Here is a 24,289-nt window from a genome sequence, read left to right on the forward strand (position 1 = left end):
AACTTTAAACTAAAAGAATGTCAAAAATAGAAATAGCTTGTTTCAACTCCGAATCTGCAATCATTGCATTCGAAAACGGAGCAGACAGAATAGAATTGTGTGACGGATTAAGCGAAGGCGGAACAACCCCCGATTTTGAAACCGCAAAACAATTGAGAGAAAAAATAAACATTCCGATTTTTGTTATGATTCGTCCTCGTGGTGGTGATTTCACGTATTCTGATTTGGAGTTTGAACAGATGAAATCGGATTTAATTCGATTAAAATCATTACATGTTGACGGTTTTGTTTTTGGAATTTTGGATGAAAATGATGAAATTAATATTGAACAAAATAAAGAATTGGTCGAACTGGCAAATCCTTATCCATGCACTTTTCACAAAGCTTTTGACAGAGCAAAAAATTTGGAAAATTCTTTAGAAAAAGTAATTGAATGTGGTTTTAAAACTGTCTTAACTTCAGGTCAAAAGCCAAACGTTTCAGAAGGTAAAGAAAATCTTAAAAAATTGGTAGAATTATCCAACGGGAGAATAGAAATCCTTGTCGGTGGGGGGCTTCGCTCCACAAATATTGAAGAAATCAGAGATTTTACAAAAGCAGGATATTTTCATTCTTCAGCAATTACTGATGGTGGAGCTTTTGCGGTTGCGGATGAAGTTATTGCTTTGAAGAGTAAATAATAACAAATTTTAGCGCAAAGATTTTATTTTAACTTTATATTTATTTAAGGAAGCAAAGAATGCGACAAAGTCGCTGATTAAGCTGAATGGCTGGAACCTGAGCTTCATAAAATCAATTTTTAATTGATTCTTCTTTGCTCACTTAAAATTGACAAATATAAAACTTGGTCTTCTCATTAATTTTAATACGCCTCTTATTAAAGATGGAATCCATAGAATTGTAAATAAATTATAAATGAAAAAATCTATACTTTTTGCTTTCCTTTTCATTCAAATTTTAATTAATGCTCAATTTTCCGAGCGAAATTTATCATCAGAAAATTGGAAATTCAAAAATGCAAAAGACCAAAATTGGCTGACCGCCACGGTCCCGGGGACGGTTCATTTGGATTTAATGAAAAATAAAATCATTACTGATCCTTATAAAGACGAAAATGAAAAAAAAGTTCAGTGGATTGAAAATGAAGATTGGGATTATCAGACCAATTTTAAAGTTTCTTCGAAAGAATTAGAGAATCAGAATATTGATTTGATCTTTTATGGTTTAGATACTTTTTCAGAAATTTATCTGAATGGAAAATTATTGAAGGAAACCGATAATATGTTCAGAAAATGGGAAATTCCTGTTAAAACATATTTAAAAGCTGGAGATAATTTATTGAAGATTAAATTCAAATCTGCCATAAATGAAGGAAAAGAATTAGCTAAAAAAGGCCCTTTCACTGTGCCCGAATCTCCCAGAAGTTTTGTGAGAAAAGCGCAGTATCAGTTTGGTTGGGATTGGGGACCGAGATTGGTAACGGCGGGAATTTGGAAAGAGGTAAAGCTTGAATTTTGGAATAATGCAAAACTTGAAAATGTAAAAATCGAACAGAAAGTTATAACCAAACAAAAAGCAGAATTAAATATACATTCAGAAATTCTTGCGGATAAAGATGGAAAATATTCAGTTTTAATTAATAATAAAATCAACCAAATTCAATTAAAAAAAGGAAAAAATACAATACAAATTCCTTTTACAATTGATAATCCTAAACTTTGGCAGCCGAACGGTTGGGGTAATCCGAATTTATATAATATCAAAGTTTCTTTACAAAAAGATTCGAAAAATTTATCTGAAAAAACAGAAAGAATTGGTTTAAAAACAATTGAATTAATTCAACGAAAAGACGAAAAAGGAAGATCTTTTTATTTCAAAGTTAATGGAAATCCGATGTATGCAAAAGGAACAAATTGGATTCCGTCTGACAGCTTTTCACCAAGAATTAGTAAAGAAAAATACCAAAAGCTCATCAAAGACTGCAAAGATGCCAACATGAATATGATTCGTGTTTGGGGCGGCGGAATTTATGAAAATGACGAATTTTACAAAGCTTGCGATGAAAACGGGATTTTAGTTTGGCAGGATTTTATGTTTGCAGGAAGTTTTTATCCGGCAGATGAAAATTTTCTGGATAATGTAAAAGAAGAAGTAAAATATCAGATCAACCGACTTCAAAATCATGCTTCATTAGCTTTATGGTGCGGAAATAATGAAATTGATGAAGCAATTGTCAATTGGGGTTACCAAAAGCAATTCAAATATTCAAAAGAAGATTCTTTGCAGGTTTGGAAAGATTATAAAAAGATTTTTCATGATGTGATTCCGAATTCGATTACCGAAGTTGCAGCAAAAGATAAATCGATTTATTGGGAAAGTTCTCCGTCAATCGGTTGGGGACATAAAGAAAGTCTGACGGAAGGAGATTCTCATTATTGGGGAGTTTGGTGGGGAGAACAACCGTTTGAAATTTACAATGAAAAAGTTCCAAGATTTGCTTCTGAATATGGTTTTCAGGGAATGCCGAGTTTAGAAAATATAAAAGCTATGTTCTCTGGAAATCCTGATTTGAGTTTAGAAAATCCAACGATAAAAACACATGAAAAAAATGCCCGCGGCTTTCAGATTATTGATGAATATATGAAGCGTGATTATGTTGTGCCGAAAGATTTTGTGAAGTATAATTATGTTTCACAGTTGCTTCAGGCACGTGGAATGCAGATTGCAATTGAAGCACACCGTCGTGCAAAACCGTATAATATGGGAACGTTGTATTGGCAATTAAACGATTGCTGGCCAGTTATTTCGTGGTCGTCGATTGATTATTTGGGAAATTGGAAAGCATTGCATTATCAGGTGAAAAGAAGTTTTGAAAATCAGGTGATTTTAACGGAAGAAAAAGATGGCATTTTAAATTTTTATGCTGTTAATGATGAACTTAAAAGGTTTGAGGGAGTACAATTAGAAATGGAAGTTAATAAATTTAATGGTGAAAATATTCTTACGGCAGTTTCTGTTCAGAAGCAAAAATTAGATGATATTATAAAGTTTGATGCTTCGTCAGTCGCTGAATTAGTTGGTGATTCAAATAAAAATGAATTATTTTTGAATTTAATTCTTAGAGGAAAAGATGAAAAAGTCATTGCCGAAAGCAATTATTTCTTCGCAAAACCAAAAGATTTAAAACTCACAAAACCCAAAATTAGAATCAAGAAACTCTCTTCAACAGAAATCGAAATTTCTACCGATGTTTTAGCGAAAGACGTTTACTTAATGGGAGATACTCATTTTAGTGATAATTTCTTTGATCTGCTTCCAAAAACTTCAAAAAGAATTACCCTTACAAAGCCATTGGAAAAAATTGAGGTAATGAGTTTATGGGATACGATGAATCCGTAAATTAGCATTTTATTTCTTCGAATTTATGGTGAATTTTATTCTGATTGCGGTTTGTATTTTGGCAGGGATGGCTTTGAAAGCAACAAAATCTATCCATCCCGATGCGCACAAAGGTATCAACACCTGGATTCTTTACCTTGCGCTTCCGGCAGTGTCATTCAAATATTTGCCTAAAGTTCACTGGACGACAGAAATGCTTTTTCCGATCATAGCAACTTTTCTCACTTCTGTTTTCTGCTTCTTTTTCATGATGTTTTACAGCAAACGTAAAGGATATTCGAGGCGGTCTAGAAGTACGTTGGAATTGGTGAGCGGTTATAGCAATACTTCATTTTTGGGCTTTCCTTTGGTTGCAGCTTTTTATGGCGAGAGCCTTTTAAGCATTGCTGTCATATGTGATCAAACGATGTTTTTTTCTCTTTCAACATTGGGAATTATTGCTGCAGTAAGAGGCGGTAGCAAATCAGGAAAAGTAAGTGCAGCATTTATTTTTAAAAGATTAATCACTTTTCCCCCATTAGTCGGTTGTATTGCGGCATTAGCTTTATCTCAGTTCATCGATTTTACGTTAGCAGAACCATTTTTTGATAAATTGGCAGCAACGGTAAGTCCATTGGCATTATTTTCTGTCGGCTTACAATTAAAATTTAATGGTTGAAAAAAATTAATTCCTCAAATGTCCGTTTCTATGCTTTATAAACTGATTCTGGCTCCTGCAATTACTTTAGGACTGGCTTTTCTTTTTGGAATTAAGGGAAACATCACCAAAATCACCATTTTTGAATCTGCCATGCCCGCGGTTCTCACTTCAAGTATTATCGCTGAACAATTTAGATTAAATACCAAACTTACAAATTTAACAATCGGATTTAGCATCATTGTCGGACTCTTTACTTCTGCATTTTGGTATCAGATTATCGAATATATTTTCTAAAATCATTAATACTTATTAGTAATTATTCATTACTCATTATTTATATTTTTTTGGAGCTATTTCCGGCTTTTCACTATATCTTTTGGGTTACGGGCTTCGCTCCGCTCCGCCCGCAACCCAAAAGGATGCCGTTGCAATCCGGGCTAGAGATTGTGTTATCCTTAAAATATTTGTCATTGCGAGGAGCGAATCGACGAAGCAATCTCATTGAATGCTAATGTAATTTGAAACTTTTTTACATTGCTTAGATTCTTTCAGAATGATAAACTTTACATTAAATTATGAATTAAAAGATTGCTTCGTCGATTCGCTCCTCGCAATGACCCAACAAAAAATTGCAGTTCACAAAAGAAAAAATTAATTTTACACTTTAAATATTTCTCTTGCAATACGCTCAAATTGTTTTACCGTTAAATTTAAAAGGATCTTTCACCTATAAAGTTCCGGAAGAAATAGCCTCTGAAATTCAGATAGGAATGAGGGTTTTGGTTCCATTTGGCGGTAAAAAGATCTATACGGGAATTGTTTTTGAACTTCACAACAACGAGCCGACAGAGTTTGTGGCGAAGGAAGTTATCAGCATGTTGGATGATAAACCAATCGTTCCGCAGGAGCAGATTAATTTCTGGAATTGGCTTTCCGATTATTATTTATGCGGTTTGGGGGAGATTTACCGTTTTGCATTTCCCTCTTCTTTGAAACTGGAAAGTGAAACGTATTTAAAATTAAAACCTAATATCACTGTTGATTTTGAAAACCTTGATGTCAACGAAATGTATCTTATTCAGGCGTTGGAAGTTCGACAACTGATTAACTTAACGGATATTGAAGCTTTTATCCCGAAAAAAGATATCATCAGGACTATCAACTCATTGATTGATCTGCAATATATCGAAATTGATGAAAAAATTGCGGAAAAATACAAAGCAAAAGAAGTCGCTTATGTAAAAATTAAAGATGAGGTTTTACAAAGAGAAAATCTTACGGAAATCCTTTTATCATTAAAAAGAGCTCAAAAACAAAAAGATCTTTTCCTTCATATTTTAGAAAAACAGACTGAGAATCCTGATTTGAATATCAAGAAATCGGAGTTATTTGAAGACGGTTATTTCGGAAGTTCGCATTTTAAAGCATTGGCAGATAAAAATTTGGTCGAAGAATATTATATGCAGAAAGACCGGATTGAAAGCTATGAAGGAGAAATTGAAAATATCGAAGAACTCTCCGAGTCTCAGAAATCGGCGAAAATTGAAGTCGATGAGGCATTTGAAGAAGGTAAAAATGTACTGCTTCACGGTGTGACTTCATCAGGAAAAACACATATTTATTTAGAGAAAATTAAAGAATGCATTCAGGAAGGAAAAAATGTTTTGTTTTTGCTTCCTGAGATTTCTTTAACGAAACAAATTACCCAACGATTAGAAAAAAAATATGGCCGGCAGCTCGGTTTTTATCATCAGAAACTGACTGATTTTGAACGGGTAGAAGTCTGGAGAAGAATTAAGCAAAATGATATTAAAATCCTGATCGGAACCCGAAATGCATTGTTTTTGCCTTTTCAGAATTTAGGATTAATTGTTGTAGATGAAGAACATGATTCTGCATACAGACCACGGGAAGCTTCGCCATATTTTAATGCCAAAGATGCGGCGTTGGTATTGGGAAATTTCTATAATGCGAATGTGATTTTAGGTTCTGCAACACCCTCCGTGGAAAGTTATTACAATGCCCGAAAGGATAAAATGAAATATATTTTTCTTGAAGAACGTTTCGGGAATGTAAGTCTTCCTGAATATGAATTGATTAATTTTAAAGAAGCCCAGGATTCCAAAAAAGTTTCGGGGAATTTTTCTTTGCATTTGGTTGATGAAATTAAGAGAGTTTTAGACGAAAAAAATCAGGCAATTGTTCTTCACAACCGTCGTGGCTATGCAAATGTCATAGAATGTGAAACTTGCGGTTATGTAAATTATTGTTCCAATTGCGACGTGGTGATGACGTATCACAAAGCTGCCAATGAAATGAAATGTCATTATTGCGGTCAGCGGGCATCAAAACCAAAAACCTGTCCGAAATGTCATTCAGAAAACTTAAATGAAAGAGGGGTAGGAGTAGAACAAATTCATGAAGAAGTTATTAAATTATTTCCTGAAAATGAAGTGGACAGAATGGATGTTGATTCCATGCGGAAGAAATTTGCCTACGAAAAGTTATACGAGAAAATTGAGGATCGGGAAACAGATATTGTCGTTGGAACTCAGATGATTTCCAAAGGATTAGATTTTGATCATATTGAATTGGTAGCGATTCCGAAAGCAGATTCTATGTTGTATGTTCAGGATTTCCGAGCGGAAGAAAGAGCATATCAATTGATTACTCAGGTTTCAGGAAGAGCGGGACGAGTTTCTGGGAAAGGGAAAATTTTAATTCAGACTTTTAATCCGGATCATTCTGTTTTTCAGTTAATTAAAATGAATAATCCCGCAAAGGTTTATAAATATATTTTAACGGAAAGGCAAAAATTTCATTATCCGCCTTTCACGAAATTAATTATGATTGAGCTGAAACACAGAAAAGAAGACAAAGTAAATCGTGCTTCTCAGTTTTTAGGTTCAATTTTAAGAAAATATCTGCCTGAGGAATGTGTTTTGGGTCCGGAAAAAGCTCAGATTGCAAGACTTAATAATTTATATCAATTTCAGATTATGCTTAAACTTCCAAGAGGTAAAAAGTATGATGAATATAAGAAGCTGGTTTTGATAAGTCTAAAAGAATTTGAAGAAATTACTGCTTATCAAAGCATTAGAAAAGACGTTTTTGTAGATTTTTAACAATTTTTAACAAACTTTATAGAGTTTTTATAATAGTCCACTGAATCACCATACAACAATATTTTCTACATTTGGACGTTGATTATATGTTTGGGTTTTAACTCTCGATTTAACCAATTGATTTTTAATCTATCCAAATTATAACAAAATGAAAATAGATGGTAAACTTCAGAAGATATATTTCAAGCGTTGCGGTGCTGGCTTCAGGTTTTTTCCTGGCACAGTCTACCGTTTCTACAGTTCTGTATTCTCCGGCTTATGACAATCAAAAAAGCAGTTTAAACTTACCTTCTCCTATCACTTCTATGGTGGAGAAAGCTATTTTGTCGCCTAAAGAGCTTGTAGACATTAATGTAAACACGATGATGACCGACCCTGTGTTGAAAAATGCAACCTGGGGATTCGTAGTGTATGACCCGAAAACGAAGAAAGTAATCTCTTCGTATAACGAAAACACTCCTTTAGTTCCGGCTTCTACAACGAAATTATTAACCACAGAAACAGCAATGAATATGTTGGGTGAAAATTACCGTTGGAATACTCAGTTGGAATATTCGGGAAGTGTGGATGAAAATGGAGTTTTGAATGGTAATCTTTATATTGTAGGTAGTGGCGACCCGTCTTTGGGAACCAATAAAGCAGGTGCTTGGGCTTACAGAGATATCGTTTCAGATTTTAAAGAAGGACTTTCTCGTGAGGGAATCAAAAAAGTAAATGGTGATATTATTATTCAGACAGCGCTTTTCAAAGGTAACATTTCGAAGCTTCCGGAAAATGTTGTTTGGTTAGAAAGTAATAACTATTATTTACCGGCTGGTACAACTCGTGAGATCAATCCTGCGAATGAAAAACTGATTGTTAAGAAAGGAAATAATTTCTCTGCAGAAAAGAAATTTTTCTACGTTTCTCCTTATAACAACCAGATGGTTTATGCCGATAAATATGAAGGTAATGGTGCTTTAACAACAAAATTACCTGATGCTCCTGCTTTTCTTGCCAATTCTTTCAGAACAACTTTAGTAAAAAGCGGAATCGCAGTAACAGGAAAAGTAACACCAAAAATGACAGATGTAAGTCCTGAAAGCAGAAAATTGGTTTCAGTTTACAAATCTCCGACGTTGAGTGATATTATTTTTTATACCAATCAGCACAGTGATAATGGTTTAGCTGAGGCATTATTAAAAACAGTTGGTTTCCAGAGTTTGGGAGATCAGACAACTGAATCGGGTAGAAAAGTAGTGACTGAGCATTTAAAAAATGAAGGTTTCGATATGATGGGTTTAAATTATATCGACGGAAGCGGACTTTCAAGAAGCAATAATGTAACACCGATTTCTCAGGCTAAATTTTTAACTTCTTTAATGGATGAAAAATATTACAAAACATATTTCAATTCACTTCCGGTTGGAGGACAATCTGGAACATTGAAAAGAATGTTTAACGGTCTTGGGAACGGACAGGTTTTTGCTAAAACAGGAACTTTAAATAAGGTAAAAACATTGGCTGGATATATGAAAACCAATTCGGGGAAAACGTTAGTATTTTCTTTAATGGTAAATAATTATTCAGGATCTGTAGACATGGTAAAGAAAAGAATGGAAAAAATTCTTGAGCCAGCTTTAGATTTATAATGTATGAAATTGTTAAAATTTAATTAATATAAGAGCCTTTTAATCAACGATTGAAAGGTTTTTTTATATCTTTGATACCATATATAATCTAAGCATGAAGAAATTTTACTTTTTACTTTTGAGCCTGTTTGCTTTTCAGCAGTTTTATGCCCAGAACGATAATATTGAAAATAAAGGATTAATTACAAAGGAAATGAAATCTTTTGCCCACAAAATGTCAGTGGGAAATACCAATCCAAATACTCTAAACTATGATCTTCAGTATCAAAGATTAGATGTCACGATAAATCCTTCGGTAAGAAGTATTGCAGGATCTGTTACTTCTCATTTCAAACCTAATCAAAGTATGAGCAGTATTTATTTTGATCTGGATAGCCAAATGACCGTTTCTCAGGTTCAGTATCATGGTAATACGCTTGCTTTTCAGCAAATTACGAGTACTAAAGAACTGAGAATTAATTTTCAATCTGCGCTTACCGCCAATGTTTTGGATTCTTTAACGGTAACTTACTCTGGAATTCCGCCAACGACAAATAATTCTTTTTTCAACGGAACCCAGGGAGGAACAGCAGTTTTATCAACTTTAAATGAACCTTACGGTGCACAAGACTGGTTTCCAACCAAGCAAAGTCTTAATGATAAAATTGAAAGAGTTGATATAAAAGTAACTACACCTTCTCAATACAGTGTTGCTTCGAATGGTAAACTGATGTCTGAAACAACTCTTCCAGGCAGTCAGAAACTTACTTTCTGGAGAACGCAATATCCTACGGCAGCATACCTGATTGCCCTTTCTGTTACCAATTTTGTTAAGTTAACAGATACCATCGGGAATCCACCTTTTCCATTTATCAATTACGTTTTCCCGGCAACAGCTACCAACACAACAAACATGAGTAATATTGAATGGACGAAAACCGTAATGAATACTTTTGAAACGTATTTCGGACCTTATCCTTTCAGAAATGAGAAATACGGGCACATGGAGTTTCAGGCCGGCGGCGGAATGGAGCATCAGACGATGAGTTCAATGGGTGGCTGGACAAAACAACTTATTGCACACGAGCTTACCCATCAGTGGTTTGGTGATAAAGTAACTTGTGGTGCATGGAATGATATCTGGCTGAATGAAGGTTTTGCAACATTTGGTGAACATGTAGCGAATGAAAAACTATTAATGACGAATGCAGAATTTCTAAACTACCTTTTGATACAAAAAAATTACGTTACAGGCGCACCGGAAGGAAGTGTTTATGTTGCCGATTCCAATTTAGGAAATGTTTCAACAATTTTTAATGGAAGATTATCTTATTCTAAAGGCGGATATGTTTTAAGAATGTTAAAATGGATTTTAGGAGATGCTGTTTTTTATCAGGCACTTCAGGATTATCATGCAAGACCGAGCCTAGCTTATAATTATGTGAAAACTCAGGATTTTAATGCGTCTCTTTTAACTTCAACAGGAAGAGATTTTACAGAATTTTTTAATGACTGGATTTACGGTGAAGGGTATCCAATTTACGACATCAGGTGGAGACAGTCAGGAAATACGGTGACTTTCAGAGCATCTCAAACCCAGAGTCATCCATCTGTAAGTTTTTATGAAATGCCGTTGCCCGTAAAAGTGAACGGAACAGGAGGTCAGGTTGCTTATTTTGCTTTAAATAATACAATAAACAATCAATATTTTGTACAGACAGTGCCTTTTCCGGTGGCAAGTGTAGAATTTAATTATGAATATCAGATTTTAGAAAGAAATTCAACCGTTACTCAAGATAATACATTGGGAACTTCAGATCTTACTAAAGAAGATTTTGCTTTATATCCAAATCCTGCAAAAAATGAATTGAATCTGAAAGGAATTAATAAACCAACGGATTTTACCATTTATTTTACAGACGGAAAATTAGTAAGAAAAGGAACTTATCAACCTGAAAAATCAATTAATATTTCAGAACTCGTTCCCGGAGTTTATATTTTTAAAATAAATGATAAGAATATTAAATTTTTAAAAAAATAAATAATGAAGCCTCCAAATTTGGAGGCTTTTGTTTTAAAGGGCTGGAATTTATTTCTCATGCTAAAAATTATTAGAAATAATTCTACATACAATGAATTTTAACGTTTGTAGGTTGGTTTTTTAATTCATTTTTTATAACTTGTTGATTCAATATTAATTAAAAATATTTTATTATGAGAAAAGTTTTATTTCCTTTAATGGCATTATTATCATTTAGCACTTTTTCGATACATGCACAAACCAGTAAAATTTCTTTTGAAGCTTCTGAGGGATATTCCGTTGGAAATTTAGGAGGGCAACAGGGCTGGACAGCTTGGGGAGGAGTTCCTGCTACCAATCCCAGAGTTGCCAATTCCAATGCTACAGATGGAGTAAATTCATTTACGATGGCAAGTGAAGGAGATGTTCTTGATTTTTGCGGAGTTGAGAAAAATATCTCCAGCTTGGTTACAGGAGATGATGTAGAAATTTCTTTCGATTACAAATTTGACGATATTGATGGATCAGATTATGAAATGGCGATATATAATGACGGTACAAATTATTACTATACAGCAGTTTTAAGAATTGATTATCAAACGGGAAGATTGGAATATAGAAATGCAACTACATTTGCCAATGGCCCTATTTTAACCCCAGATCAATGGTATAATTTGAAAATTGTCATTAAGAAATCTGACAATACTTTGCAATATTTAGTTGATGGAGTTTCTATTTATTCAGGACCATTAGGAACTTATAAAAATGCCCAGATCATCGACTTTGTGTATGATGATTTTGGAAGCGGATTTAAAGTTGATAACCTTAGGGTGACTAATTTGGCTAATTTAGCAACAAATGAAGTTTCTAGAAAAGAAGCAGTTACCATTTCACCAAATCCTGCAATTGACCGTTTAAATATTGAAACAGAAGAAAAAATCAATACGATTTTAATCTTTGATGCAAAAGGAAGTTTGGTAAAAACTCTGTCCAATCCTGATAAAACAATTACTGTTTCTGATCTGAGTACCGGAAATTATCTTATAAAAATAAAAACGGATAAATCTGAATTTACAAAGAAATTTATCAAGAAATAATAGTATTAAATTAAAATTTAAAATCCTTCAGAATTGAAGGATTTTTTGTTTAATAAAAGGTAATTGTTGTGGCTGGATAATAAGTGATTAAAGATAAAATATTGAGATTTTAATTGAACAATCAGAATAAAAATCACAAAAGCTGTGAGTTTACAGCGATTTTATTAAATTAGCACATCTAAAAAATTATTAGAAATGATCTCTAAAAAGTATCTTGAAAATTTACAGAACGAACTACAAAATATTGATAATGATGGTCTTTACAAAAGAGAAAGAATCATTACTTCGCAACAAAGTGCAGAAATAGAAGCCAACGGAAAGAAACTTTTGAATTTCTGTGCTAACAATTATCTGGGATTATCAAACAATCCGGAAGTGATGAAAGCTTCTCAGGATATGATTGAATCTCACGGTTACGGAATGTCATCGGTTCGTTTTATCTGCGGAACTCAGGATATTCATAAAGAATTGGAACAGAAAATCGCTGACTTTTTAGGTCTTGAAGATACAATTCTGTATGCCGCTTGTTTTGATGCCAATGGTGGAGTTTTTGAACCGTTATTCACAGAAGAAGATGCTATTATTTCAGATGAATTGAACCACGCATCCATTATCGATGGTGTTCGTCTTTGTAAAGCGGCAAGATATCGTTACAAAAATAATAATATGGAAGATTTGGAGGCTCAGTTAATTGCGGCTTCTGAAAAAAATCACCGTTTCAAAATTATTGTCACTGACGGGGTTTTCTCCATGGACGGAATCGTTGCGGATTTAAAAGGTGTTTGTGATTTAGCCGATAAATATGATGCTTTGGTAATGGTTGATGATTCTCACGCCACAGGTTTTATCGGAAAAACGGGTCGTGGAACTCACGAGGCAAACGAAGTGATGGGTAGAGTAGATATCATTACTTCTACTTTAGGAAAAGCTTTGGGCGGTGCTTTGGGCGGATTTACATCCGGTAAAAAAGAAATCATCGATATGTTGAGACAGCGTTCAAGACCCTATTTATTTTCAAACTCATTGGCTCCGGGAATCGTGGGTGCAGCTTTGAAAGTATTGGATATGATCTCAGACGATACTTCTCTTCGTGATCAGGTGATGGAAAATGCAGAATATTTCAGAGCGGAAATGAAAGCCAAAGGTTTTGATATTCCTGATGGAGATGCTGCTATTGTTCCGGTAATGTTGTACGATGCACCTTTGGCTCAGAAAATGGCGGAAAAATTAATGGATGAAGGAATTTATGTGATCGGATTCTTCTATCCGGTTGTACCAAAAGGGAAAGCAAGAATTAGAGTTCAGCTTTCTGCAGCGCATACAAGAGCACATTTGGATAAAGCAATTGCTGCTTTTGAAAAAGTAGGAAAAGAATTGAATATTATTTCTTAACATTAGAAAATAAATAAGCTCTACATTTGTAGAGGTGAAACAGAATTTCTATATTTACAGAAATTCTGTTTTTTTTATGAGTAAAATATATGTGTTTCTATTGGTGCTTTTAACGATTGTTTCATGTAAGACGAAAATGAATCAGTACGTAAAAAATGAAAATAAGGTAAATAAAAGACACGGCAAATGGAAAGAAGAATATTCTTCGGATAATGGAATCTTGGTTGCCATCGGAAGATATAAGAATGGCGAAAAGGTCGGAACATGGAAAATGTCCTTAAACAATCAACTTTATCAAAAAGATAGAATAGGTAAAAAAATGACCAGAACCAAAGTTTTTTATCAGAACGGAAATTTGATGGAAGTAGGGAAATCCCGATTAGACATTAATGAAAACCAACGCCACTGGTACTACTTTGGTGACTGGAAATATTATGGTGAAAACGGGAAACTTCGTTACATTAAAAAATATGCAGACGGTAAAAAAATCGACAGTATTTCATTCAACAAATAATCTATTATGTTATTCGGGCTTTATAAAATCGGAATATTGTTTCCAGATATGATATTGATAAAGCATTTTACCTTCACTTGAATAACAAAATCATTATATTTGCTCACAAATTTTTACGATGCTTTACACCATAATAAAAGCGCTTCATATTATCTTCATGGTCAGTTATTTTGCGGGAATTTTTTATCTCGTAAGAATTTTTGTATACTATAAAGATACCGACGAATTTTCCGATGAAAAAAAGAAAATTCTGAGAGAACAATATACTTTTATGGCGAGAAGATTATGGAATATCATTACCGTCCCGGCAGGTGTTATTATGACATTATGCGGGCTGACAATGATTTTTCTGAATTTAAATCTCATGAAAACGCCTTGGTTTCATTTAAAACTGACATTTTTGGTCGGTTTGGCAATCTATCATTATTGGTGCTGGAAAAAAGTGAAACATTTGGCACAACTCAACGGAAATACCTTAGAAACACCTAATATAAAATTAAGACAGTTCAACGAAATTGCCACATTTATTTTATTTTTGGTCGTTTTTACCGTCATTTTAAAATCTCAGGTCATTGAATATTGGTGGCAATTAATCACAGGATTTTTCGTTTTGGTGTTTTTAATCATGATGACCGTGAAATTAGTTAATAAAAGAAAGAAAAATAATTAAAGGCTTTAGGCTAAGGCAGTAAGCGGGAAGCTTTTGCCTGCCGCTTATGGCATATTGCTTACTGCAAATTAAAAAACTATGATTGCAATTTTTAAAAAGGAACTTTGGAGCTATTTTGGGAATTGGAGCGCATGGATCATCATTGCGGCTTTCAGTTTGATAGCGACATTGTTTTTGTTTTTTTTCGAGAATGATTCTAATATTTTCGACATCGGAATCACTTCTTTACAGAGTTATTTTGTTTTGGTTCCGTGGTTGCTGATGTTTATAATTCCGGCATTGTCTATGAAAACTTTTGCAGAAGAACAGCAAACCGGGACATTAAACTGGCTGTTTTCACAACCTTTGAAAATTTCTGATTTGGTTCTTGGGAAATTCTTATCAGTTTGGGTTGTCGGGATTTTATGTTTAATTCCTTCATTGATTTATCTTTACACGGTTTACGTTTTGGGCGTTCCTGCCGGAAATATTGATATGGGAATGACGTTTGGAAGTTATTTTGGACTAATTTTTCTGATTGCTGCATTTTCAGGAGTCGGAATTTTAGCTTCTTCGCTTTCTCAGAATCAGATTATGGCTTATTTGCTGGGCGTTTTCATGTGCTTCATCATGTATTTCGGAATCGAGCAGTTGGCAAGTTATAAATTGTTAGGCGGAGCAGATTTTATTTTGCAGAATATCGGTTTTTATCAACATTTCTTAGGCTTTACCAGAGGTTTGATTGATTTTAAAGACGTTGCATATTTTGTTTTGATTATCGGTGTTACACTAGCTTTATCCAACCATTTTATCACTAAAAAGAAGTAGAATTATGAAGAAGATAGAATTCAAATCGCCATTCGGAATTTTACTGTTTGTCATTTTGCCGTTGGTCATTATTTTAGCCATCTCAGGCATCAGATTAGATTTAACCAAAGAAAAAAGATATACACTTTCCGAAAGTACAATCAAGGTATTGGAATCGGTTAAAAAGCCTATTTATATTGAAGTGTATCTTGAAGGAGATTTTCCTGCAAATTTTAAACAGCTTCAGAGCGAAACGAAATTTATGCTGGAGAATTTCAGAAAGGTAAATTCAAATGTTGATTTTAAGTTTGTTGATCCTATTAAATCCAGGCTGACTGATACTTTAAAGTCAAAAGGTATGTTTCCGTCGGTATTGGATGACAGAAAAGATGGTAAAACGTCGCAGATTGAAATTTACCCGTATGCTCTTATTAAAAACGTAAGAAATAAAGTTACAATTCCTCTTATCACAGAACAAAATTATGTTGATAACGACGAACTGATTAATAAATCTGTTGAAAATTTAGAATATAATTTAGTTTCTAAACTTAAAATAGCGAACAGTGAAGTTTTCAAAAAAGTAGGAGTTCTGGTGAACCAAGATGAATTAAGTCCGGGGGAATTTCAGGAATTTATGAATCTTGCGCTGGAAAATTATGATGCTGGACCCATTATTCCGAAAAATCAAAAGGAATTAAGTTTAGCCGATGTTCCGTTACTGAAACAGATGAGTGCTTTAGTAATTGCAAAACCGAGGAAAGCATTTACAGATCAGGAAAAAGTAATATTGGATCAATACATCATGAACGGCGGAAAAACGTTGTGGATGATTGATGCAGTAAATGCCGAAATGGATACTTTGATGAGGTCTGAGAAACTGATGCCATTTCCAGTTGACCTTAATATGACCGATTTCTTTTTCAATTATGGATTGAGAATTAATCCGGCTTTGGTGAAGGATGTAAAGAAATTTGCCAAATTAAAATTCGTGGCGGGTGAAGTTTCCGGAAATGCACAGTATTCTACGCAGCCGTGGCCTTATTTTCCGTTGGGAATTGCTGAAAATGATCATCCGATTACCAAAAATATCAATCCTGTTAAATTTGAATTTCCGACTTCTATTGATACGTTGGGAAGAAAAAATATTAAAACTTCAGTACTTTTTGAGTCCAGCGAAAGAACTTCACTGAAACAGGTTCCGAACTACGTAAGCCTAGAGGAAATCAATAGTGTTGACAGTCTAGGACAAATGGAAAAGCCAAGTACACCAAGGATTTTTGCCGTTGCCCTGCAGGGGAAATTTACTTCAGCGTATGCTTCAAGAATTGAAAGAAAAGGCTATCCTAATTTCAAAGCTTCAAGTCCTGAAAACAAAATGATCGTCATCGCAGACGGAGACATCGCAAGAAACAAAGTGGTAAAAGGAAAACCGCTGCCTCTTGGGATGGATGTTCTTACACAGGAACGTTTCGGAAATGAGCAGTTCCTAAAAAATGCCCTAGATTATCTGTTAGACGACAGTAATTTAATGGAATTGAGAAACCGTAACATCGAAGAAAGGCTTCTTGATCGATATTTAATCAACGAAGAAAGGAACTACTGGCAATGGTTTAATTTGCTGCTTCCTTTAGCCATTATCGGTCTTTTAGGAGGGTTGTTCTTCTGGTTGAGGAAAAAGAAGTTTGGATAAATGGTATAGAAAAAGAGAAACGTGAGTTTCTCTTTTTGTTTTTTATATAAAGTGACAATTGCTTAAGAATTTGAATATTGAAAAGGAAGATTAACAATATCAATTACCTTTTCACCTTTATTGTTTTTTCCGGGTTCCCATTTTATATTGTTAGTTGCTTTTTCGACGGCTTTCTTTACCTCACTGTTGAAAATCTGATTGGCTCCATAAGTAGAAATGTTCAGAATATTTCCGTCTGTATCTATTTTAAGAATAATTTTTGTTGTTAGTTTTTTACCCAGATCTTTAAGAGTTGCTTTATTCATGTTTTTACTAACATTATTAATAAATGCTTTATTCCCATTAGGATATTGGGCAGGAAATGCAGTCATTGGAGGAGGTGGAACAGACATGTCCTGAGGCTGCTTCGATTCAAATTTATCTTTCACTTTTTCTTCTTTCTTTACTTTTTGGGCAAATCCGAATCCAAAGAGTAGCATCATGAAGAGTAAGACTGTTTTTTTCATATTTTTTGAATGATGAGTAAGAAATATTATTATAAAAGACATAATAAGAATGAATAGTTTTAAAACTATTCATTCTCATGATTAATTAGCACCAAAATCCACCTCCGCAGGCATAATTATGACAGCTTGTACCTCCTGTTGAAGGTGAACACATTCCCCAGCCATAGCTTCCGTCGTCATTTGCATGGCATAATTTCCATCCATCACAAGGAGCGGCAGCTACGGCTCCAGATACTGATTTCATTTGATTTCTTGAAAGTTTTTTTAAATTTTTCATGGTAATAATTGTTTTTAGTTTTCCTACTCTCTTTAAGCTTTTCGGATTCCGCTTATATAATTCCTAAGGTAGTGATTTTATTAATTACTTTTATTTTATTTGAAATATTTTTCAAATAAAATTTTCATAAGACCTTGTTATGGAGTTTAATAGATCATAAATTTATAAAAGAAAAACAGTGTTGAAATAATCAAATTGCTTCTGTCATTAGTAATTTTCGGTACTTTGAAGAGTTTGTTTTTTTGGTTAAAGAACAAGTTTGGATAGCATAAACTGAAAAAGAGAAACCGAAGTTTCTCTTTTTTATATTTTAAACAAGCTGAATGATCTATTTTTTATATCGGTTTGATCCCATCATTTTAATAGGATTCTGCCTCACATTAAAAATATCATTAATTGTTAAAGGTAAAATCTTAATTAAACAACCTCCTAAACTCACCCGGCGACTGATTCACCTTCTGCTTAAATAACTTACTAAAAGACTGCGGATGCTCAAATCCCAGTTCATAAGCAATCTCACTTACAGAAAAATTCGTTGTGCTTAGGCGTTCTTTTGCGGTATCAATAATTTTATTCTGAATATGTTGTTGAGTGTTTTGTTGAGTGTGAATTCTCAATAAAGTTCCAAGATAATTGGGTGAAATATTCATCTGTTCAGCGATGGTTTTTACAGATGGAATGCCGTGTTCGATGAGGTTTCCATTTTCAAAATATTGAGAAAGAACTTCCTCAAATCGTTCCAATAATTCGTGACTTGATTTTTTCCTCGTGAAAAACTGACGTTCATAAAAACGTTCGGCATAAATCATAAATAATTCAAGCTGAGCAACAATCAATTCCTGCGTGAATTTATCGATATTGGTCTGATATTCTTTTTCAATATTTTTAAACAAATCAACAATAATTTTCTCTTCTTTATCCGAAAGGAAAAGTGCTTCATTGATTTGGTAACTGAAAAATTCATAAGACTTTATTTTCTTTGCCAGGGAAGTTCCCCAAAGAAAATCGGGATGAATCAGCAGTAAATATCCGGTGGGTTCTACTTCAACATCAGGTTTCATTTCTATTCTTAAAAACTGTAGCGGAGAAACAAAACACAACACTCCGGAATCAAAATCATATTCCTGCTGGCCATAATTAAACTTGGCATTCACATTCCGTTTCAGACCGATCGAGTAATAATTCTGAATCCACTTTAATTCTGTATCATTCACGGGATAGCGAACCTTGCTGTAATCTATCAGGCTGATCAACGGATGTTCAGGGTTCGGAAGATTGCAGAAAGCATGAAAATCAGAAAGCGTATTAAAGCGAAATATATTTTTCATAATGACTAAGTTATTTAATTATTTTGAATGATTAAAATATCAATTTAGTTTGTCATTCCGTAAGAATCCAAGCAATATTTAAAACGAAACTTAGATTTCAATGGAATGACAAGCATGGTGTTTTACAATGAAATCTACATCTTAAATCACCGTAGAAAACGTAAGTTCGCTCCATTTCTCCGCATCATCTGTAATCAGTTTAATCTTATTATTCAGATATTCATCGGTACCGCTTCCTAATAAGAAATGCACCGGCGGATTTTCCACTTCACTGATGGCAATGATGGCTTCAGCACCTTTATCCGGATCGTTGGGTTGGTTTCCATTAATTTCATCAAGGTGAGCCTGCTCAGAATTTCTTGCCGTTTCGTATTCTTCAATTACATTTTCCGGCGTTCTTACCGACTCTTTGCTAAGGAAATCTGTTCTGAAATATCCCGGATAAACTACAGTTGCTTTCACTCCGAAATCCTTAATTTCTTCTGCTAAAGATTCTGTTAAGCCTGCCACAGCAAATTTTGTTGCACAGTAAATTCCCCACCCCGGAAAGTTTCCTGAATACCCTCCAATCGAAGAAATATTAAAAATATGTCCTGATCTTTGCTGACGAAGGTGTGGCATTGCATTTCTGATGACGTTCAGGGTTCCGAAAACATTAATGTCGAAATTTTCTCTTGCTTCTTTATCTGAAAGCTCTTCCAGCGTTCCGATCTGTCCGTATCCTGCATTGTTGACAATTACATCCACTTGACCGAAATAATCAACACTTTTTGCAATCGCTGATTTTACATCTTTATCGTCTGCTAAATTTACTTCAAGCGGTAAAAAATTCTCTGAAGCATCTCCGATTTCTGTAATTAAAGATTGAGAATTTCTGCTTGTGGCAACGACACGATAGTTTTGTTGTAATAATTTTTTAACTAAGGCTAAGCCTAATCCTTTTGAAGCTCCTGTCACGAACCATACTTTTTTTGTTTCCATTTTTTAAATATTTATTGTTGTTAAATGATGGTACAAAATTGCAAAGAAACATGAGCTTAAAAGTATCTCAATCAACGAATGATGTAACCGAATCGTGAATGAACTTTTTAAAGTAATTATTTTTTTTAAAACTGATTTAATTCGTTCAGCGTTCGGATGATCTCAACCGAAACTGTTTCGCCATTTCCCAATCCCGGACGGACAGAACTAAAATTGGTTTTAACTTTCCCAACTTGGGACGAGCTCAACTGAAATGAGTTTGAATATTCCCGAAATGGAATTAGTAGAATTAAAAGTAGTTAAGATTTTCCTGTAATTATTTAAATAAAAAAGAGAAACCCGAAAGTCTCTCTTTTTTGATTTTTAAATATCATTTTTTTACCACGGACTGATTCCGCTTTCATCCTCAATATCGTTACTGTAAAATTGTCCGGTAGGTGCATTTTCATCCGTCAGCGTATGTTTAATGATGAAATTGGCTGCACTTTCCACAGAACCTGGACCGCTGTGAGCGTTGAAATCTGTTGCAGTGTAACCCGGATCAATCACATTTACTTTGAAAGGTAAATCTCTCAGCTCGTAAGCCAGAACAATCGTGTAAGCATTTAAAGCTGATTTTGACGGTCCGTACGCTGCATTTTTTACGTGATAATATTGCCAGTTTGGATCGCTATGTAAAGCCAATGAACCTAATCCGGAAGTAATATTGCTGATTCTCGGGCTCTCTGATTTTTTAAGCAAATCTAAAAAAGCCTGTGTAACATTGATTACCCCGAAGAAATTAGTTTCAAAAACTTCTTTAATGTTGTTAACAGATGTTTCTGCCGCAGTTTGAGGATGTACACCCAAGATTCCTGCATTGTTGATCAGAATATCCAGTCTTCCCTGTTCGTTTTCAACGATATTTTTTGCTTTAGAAATCGATTCGGGATTGGTAACGTCAATTTCTATTGCTTTAATATTTTGGAATCCCTTTTCTGCTAATTCTTTTACAATGTCTTCACCTTTTGAAAGATCACGGCTTCCTAAATAAACGAATAATCCTTTTTCTGAAAGTTGTTTTGCGGTTTCAAGACCAATACTTCTGTTGGCTCCTGTTATTAATACTGTTTTCATTTTCTTGTTTTAAATTGATGATGTAAAATTCCGTCAATTAAATAAGATGGCATTTGTCATTTGGCAAAAAGAGAATTTATTTTAAATAAAGATTAATAGCTCTAAAATCTTTACATCTATTTAATATTTTTTCTGATTCTGCTTAAAGAAGATTGGGTAACTCCCAAATAAGAGGCAATGTAAGACAATGGAATTCTGTTGACAGCAGTAGGGTATATCTCCAAAAACTTCAGGTAACGGGTCGTTGCATCTTCAGCAACAAGCGGACTTCTCCTTTCCACTTTTTGAATTAATGCCCTTGAAATGATTTTATGAACAATAGCATCAAAACCCACGATGGTCTGTAAAAGCTCCAGCCAGTCTTTTCTCTGGAAAACAATCATTTTACAATCTGTTACCGCCTGAACGTAAGCACTTGAACAAATTTGATTATCAAAGCTTTCCAGATCTACGACCAAGTTGTTTTCTTCGATGAAATATTTAGTGATTTCCTCACTTTTGTTGTTGTAATAGCAGACACGTAAAATTCCTTCCTGAATAAATCCAACCTGTTTTGCAATTTTTCCCGCTTCTGAAAAATACTCATCTTTCGAAATGTTGATCTCCATTGCTTTGCTTGCGATAAAATCTATTTGCTGCTGATTAAGGTTCCCAAATCTTAAAATAAAATCAAATACTTCTTTCATCAACGCAAGTTAGGGAAAGTAATGTTTCCGGCATTTGCCATTTGGTAAAAAATAAAAAGAGAAACTTTCCGGTTTCTCTTTATTATAATGAAGTAATTTATTTTTCAAAAACAGGAATTAAATGTTCCCAATTCAACTGTCTTGCGAAATCTAATGCTGTTTTTCCTGTGTTTGTCTTTATATTTTTATCGGCTCCGGCTTCAAGAATTATTTCAACAGAACTCAGATTTCCGGCAATGGTTTCTTTATGAAGAAGCGTAAGTCCTTTCTCATCCTGATGGGTCAATTCTCCAGGATATTCATTAAGAAATTTTACAAATTCTTCCGTCATATTTTTACTCATTGGATGCTCTACAATATTTTCCGGATGTTCTTTTTGTTCGTACACTACCTCAATATCATTAAAATCTCCAAAATCCATCTGCCATGCATCATCATGATCTTGCCTTTCTTGTTTAGACATATCTGATCTCATTTTCTGAATGGTAAATCCACCGTAAGCTTTCGGTAAAGGATCTGCAGAGGATGAAAACAATTTTGAAATTCCTGTTGATTTTTTTGTTTTTTGAGGAGTTGCAAAAAGCCAGTCGCTGATCTCGTTCAGAGGAACTTCAACATAATCTCCAACCTGAATATTAGTTAATTCATTGGGTTCATTAATAAGATAACCTTTTACATTATCGCCGTCAAAATCTATTTCATTGATCCACATGTGCTCTACGATTGGGTCTTCGGAAGATGGGTTTTCCTGAGAAAAAGCGACTTTAACGCAAGAAACCGTCAACGCTGGAATAATTCTTCTGTATTCCCAGGATTGCTCTCTCCAGAAATATTTGAATGTTTCCTGCGCTTTTTTGTACGCTTCAATCATTTTCGAATCTGCACCATCTGCAAAAAATATGGGACTGTTTTCCATTGTATTTAAATATTTTGTGATTTAGTTGTAAAGAGATATCAAATTTATTGTGTAAAACATGATGAATAAACAAAAAAATGATACTTTGGTCTGACTAAAATACGGAAATATTTAAAAAGGAGTTTGAATATTGTGTGAAATTTTACTTTTCAATGTCAATAATAGTTTTCCATTGTTTTAAAACATCTACAAATTCATCTAAAGGCATTTCAATAATTGCTTCATTGATTAATATGCTATTTTCGAGGTAGAAAGTTTTGGATTCCAGATGAATATAGCCATGAAGATCGTCATAACAAAAAAAGGTAAACCATTTTCCTTCTACATTATATGCCTTCAAACCTTCTTCATCCCAATAACCACCAAATAAATTTTTGAGGTGAAAATCTAATGTGTCATTTCCCCAATTTTCAACTACAATTAAAATTTCTTTTAAATACGAATGAAGAGTTGTTGGCTTATTAAAATTACTGTTAAGCAAATTTTCTAAATTAGCATAATATGGATTATTAAAGCTGATTTTATTACTTAAGATATTGAAATCTATTAATTTCATAATTAAACATCTTTTATAAAATCTTCATATTCATAATAAAATCTCTCAAAACCATCCATCTTCTCAACAAAAAATTCAAAAATTTCCTGCCATGTATTTTTATTGAAAACCGAAATTCCGTCTTTCTCAACCCAAATTCTGCTGATTATTTTTCCGTTTTCCAACGTGTAAAATTCTTCTTTATGAAAATCTCCGATATAATCTTTTAGAATATCTTCGAGTGACCAGATTTTGTTATAATAAGCATCTCTGAAAACGTCATCTTTCATTTCGATATCCAAAGAAACTTCTGCTTTCTTGTTGTCTGCATAGAATTTAAACGAAAAATCCTTCACTTTTGTATCATACAAAATCCATTTTCTTGGGAAAGACTTTCCAAAAGCCGTCCAAAATTCTTTTTTTAATTGCTGTGCTTCCTGTTTATTGAACATAGAACAAACTTAATGATTAATAGGTAAAACTGCAAAGATGAAGAATCATAAAACTTTCAGTTACGTTTTTAGGGTTAATGGCTCTTCGATTTTGCGATTTTCCCACAATTAAAATTTTCTTATTTTTGTTGTAATGCTGTCAAAAAAATCTCAATATGCTTTTAAGGCACTGTCATACCTTGTAGAAAGAAGGAATGATGGTCCTATTCTTATTTCTGAAATTGCGGAACGGAAGAAGATTCCGCTGAAATTTCTGGAAAATATCCTGCTTGAACTTAAAAAAGCGGACATTCTTGATAGTAAAAAGGGAAAAGGAGGAGGATATTTTTTCAAAGAAAATCCTGAAAATGTGAAATTGGCTAAAATTATACGCCTGGTAAACGGACCGATTGCGCTTCTGCCTTGTGTAAGCTTAAATTTTTACGAAAAATGTGACGACTGCAACGAAGATCACTGCAGTTTACATGACGTTTTGATAGAAGTTCGGGATGCTTCACTTAAAATATTAGAAGAAAAAACGTTACTGGATTTGATCGACTGATCTGATCC

General features: G+C 33.8%; 22 protein-coding genes and 2 pseudogenes. 14 read left to right on the top strand and 10 right to left on the bottom strand.

The window, feature by feature from the left end; genetic code table 11:
• The first annotated feature begins 17 nt into the window (after nucleotides 1-17).
• The 13 genes and pseudogenes from ASG22_RS04770 to gldG all read left to right on the top strand — a co-directional run bounded on the left by ASG22_RS04770 (nucleotide 18) and on the right by gldG (nucleotide 16,943).
• Entirely contained in the window at nucleotides 18-680 is a 663-nt protein-coding gene (locus tag ASG22_RS04770) for a copper homeostasis protein CutC (protein ID WP_055981370.1), read from the top strand.
• Between the two features lie 139 nt (nucleotides 681-819).
• Nucleotides 820-915: pseudogene (locus ASG22_RS20680) on the top strand (GxxExxY protein); the annotation flags it as partial.
• Complete coding sequence (locus ASG22_RS04775; protein ID WP_055981373.1) at nucleotides 916-3,399, top strand: beta-mannosidase; 2,484 nt, start codon at nucleotides 916-918, stop codon at nucleotides 3,397-3,399.
• Between the two features lie 25 nt (nucleotides 3,400-3,424).
• Nucleotides 3,425-4,333, top strand: a pseudogene (locus ASG22_RS04780) (AEC family transporter).
• A gap of 383 nt (nucleotides 4,334-4,716) precedes the next feature.
• Nucleotides 4,717-7,164 carry a primosomal protein N' gene (gene priA, locus ASG22_RS04785; RefSeq protein ID WP_055981378.1) on the top strand — a complete coding sequence of 816 codons (2,448 nt, stop codon included), beginning with the start codon at nucleotides 4,717-4,719 and terminating at the stop codon, nucleotides 7,162-7,164.
• A gap of 158 nt (nucleotides 7,165-7,322) precedes the next feature.
• Nucleotides 7,323-8,795 (top strand): D-alanyl-D-alanine carboxypeptidase/D-alanyl-D-alanine-endopeptidase, encoded by a 1,473-nt coding sequence (gene dacB, locus ASG22_RS04790; RefSeq protein ID WP_055981381.1) that lies wholly within the window; start codon nucleotides 7,323-7,325, stop codon nucleotides 8,793-8,795.
• A 94-nt stretch (nucleotides 8,796-8,889) separates the two neighbouring features.
• On the top strand, nucleotides 8,890-10,815 hold the full coding sequence (locus tag ASG22_RS04795) for a M1 family metallopeptidase (RefSeq protein WP_055981384.1): 1,926 nt from the start codon (nucleotides 8,890-8,892) through the stop codon (nucleotides 10,813-10,815).
• Between the two features lie 173 nt (nucleotides 10,816-10,988).
• Nucleotides 10,989-11,891, top strand: a complete 903-nt coding sequence (locus ASG22_RS04800; RefSeq protein WP_055981387.1) for a T9SS type A sorting domain-containing protein — start codon at nucleotides 10,989-10,991, stop codon at nucleotides 11,889-11,891.
• Nucleotides 11,892-12,086: 195 nt separating this feature from the next.
• Nucleotides 12,087-13,283, top strand: coding sequence for a glycine C-acetyltransferase (gene kbl / locus ASG22_RS04805; RefSeq protein WP_055981390.1), 1,197 nt, complete (start codon nucleotides 12,087-12,089; stop codon nucleotides 13,281-13,283).
• 76 nt (nucleotides 13,284-13,359) lie between these two features.
• Nucleotides 13,360-13,797 (top strand): hypothetical protein, encoded by a 438-nt coding sequence (locus ASG22_RS04810; protein WP_055981537.1) that lies wholly within the window; start codon nucleotides 13,360-13,362, stop codon nucleotides 13,795-13,797.
• 118 nt (nucleotides 13,798-13,915) lie between these two features.
• On the top strand, nucleotides 13,916-14,467 hold the full coding sequence (locus ASG22_RS04815) for a CopD family protein (protein ID WP_055981393.1): 552 nt from the start codon (nucleotides 13,916-13,918) through the stop codon (nucleotides 14,465-14,467).
• A gap of 78 nt (nucleotides 14,468-14,545) precedes the next feature.
• A complete protein-coding gene (locus ASG22_RS04820) occupies nucleotides 14,546-15,274 on the top strand; it encodes an ABC transporter permease (RefSeq protein WP_055981396.1) in 729 nt (242 codons plus the stop codon).
• 4 nt (nucleotides 15,275-15,278) lie between these two features.
• Nucleotides 15,279-16,943: a gliding motility-associated ABC transporter substrate-binding protein GldG gene (gene gldG / locus ASG22_RS04825; protein ID WP_055981398.1), complete on the top strand. Its 1,665-nt coding sequence runs from the start codon at nucleotides 15,279-15,281 to the stop codon at nucleotides 16,941-16,943.
• 62 nt (nucleotides 16,944-17,005) lie between these two features.
• On the opposite strand, the gene ASG22_RS04830 is transcribed toward gldG, so the two are convergent.
• The 10 genes from ASG22_RS04830 to ASG22_RS04870 all read right to left on the bottom strand — a co-directional run bounded on the left by ASG22_RS04830 (nucleotide 17,006) and on the right by ASG22_RS04870 (nucleotide 23,740).
• Complete coding sequence (locus ASG22_RS04830; RefSeq protein WP_055981401.1) at nucleotides 17,006-17,449, bottom strand: hypothetical protein; 444 nt, start codon at nucleotides 17,447-17,449, stop codon at nucleotides 17,006-17,008.
• An 85-nt stretch (nucleotides 17,450-17,534) separates the two neighbouring features.
• Entirely contained in the window at nucleotides 17,535-17,726 is a 192-nt protein-coding gene (locus ASG22_RS04835) for a bacteriocin-like protein (RefSeq protein ID WP_055981404.1), read from the bottom strand.
• Between the two features lie 413 nt (nucleotides 17,727-18,139).
• On the bottom strand, nucleotides 18,140-19,054 hold the full coding sequence (locus ASG22_RS04840) for a helix-turn-helix domain-containing protein (RefSeq protein ID WP_055981407.1): 915 nt from the start codon (nucleotides 19,052-19,054) through the stop codon (nucleotides 18,140-18,142).
• A gap of 141 nt (nucleotides 19,055-19,195) precedes the next feature.
• On the bottom strand, nucleotides 19,196-20,035 hold the full coding sequence (locus tag ASG22_RS04845; RefSeq protein WP_055981411.1) for an SDR family NAD(P)-dependent oxidoreductase: 840 nt from the start codon (nucleotides 20,033-20,035) through the stop codon (nucleotides 19,196-19,198).
• 125 nt (nucleotides 20,036-20,160) lie between these two features.
• Nucleotides 20,161-20,283, bottom strand: coding sequence for a hypothetical protein (locus ASG22_RS21450; protein ID WP_262483942.1), 123 nt, complete (start codon nucleotides 20,281-20,283; stop codon nucleotides 20,161-20,163).
• A gap of 130 nt (nucleotides 20,284-20,413) precedes the next feature.
• On the bottom strand, nucleotides 20,414-21,151 hold the full coding sequence (locus ASG22_RS04850) for an SDR family oxidoreductase (RefSeq protein WP_055981414.1): 738 nt from the start codon (nucleotides 21,149-21,151) through the stop codon (nucleotides 20,414-20,416).
• A gap of 116 nt (nucleotides 21,152-21,267) precedes the next feature.
• Nucleotides 21,268-21,837, bottom strand: a complete 570-nt coding sequence (locus tag ASG22_RS04855; protein WP_055981418.1) for a Crp/Fnr family transcriptional regulator — start codon at nucleotides 21,835-21,837, stop codon at nucleotides 21,268-21,270.
• Between the two features lie 97 nt (nucleotides 21,838-21,934).
• Nucleotides 21,935-22,753 carry a DUF2314 domain-containing protein gene (locus ASG22_RS04860; protein ID WP_055981421.1) on the bottom strand — a complete coding sequence of 273 codons (819 nt, stop codon included), beginning with the start codon at nucleotides 22,751-22,753 and terminating at the stop codon, nucleotides 21,935-21,937.
• Between the two features lie 142 nt (nucleotides 22,754-22,895).
• Nucleotides 22,896-23,309, bottom strand: a complete 414-nt coding sequence (locus tag ASG22_RS04865; protein WP_055981423.1) for a hypothetical protein — start codon at nucleotides 23,307-23,309, stop codon at nucleotides 22,896-22,898.
• Between the two features lie 2 nt (nucleotides 23,310-23,311).
• Nucleotides 23,312-23,740 carry a DUF4268 domain-containing protein gene (locus tag ASG22_RS04870; RefSeq protein WP_055981426.1) on the bottom strand — a complete coding sequence of 143 codons (429 nt, stop codon included), beginning with the start codon at nucleotides 23,738-23,740 and terminating at the stop codon, nucleotides 23,312-23,314.
• Nucleotides 23,741-23,873: 133 nt separating this feature from the next.
• Here ASG22_RS04870 and ASG22_RS04875 point away from each other — a divergent pair, with 133 nt between their 5' ends.
• The gene (locus ASG22_RS04875) at nucleotides 23,874-24,281 is read left to right on the top strand and encodes an RrF2 family transcriptional regulator (protein WP_047398206.1); all 408 of its coding nucleotides are present in this window, start codon (nucleotides 23,874-23,876) and stop codon (nucleotides 24,279-24,281) included.
• The last annotated feature ends 8 nt before the right edge of the window (nucleotides 24,282-24,289 follow it).

This window comes from Chryseobacterium sp. Leaf405 (assembly GCF_001425355.1).
In the GTDB taxonomy this organism is placed as follows: Bacteria; Bacteroidota; Bacteroidia; order Flavobacteriales; family Weeksellaceae; genus Chryseobacterium.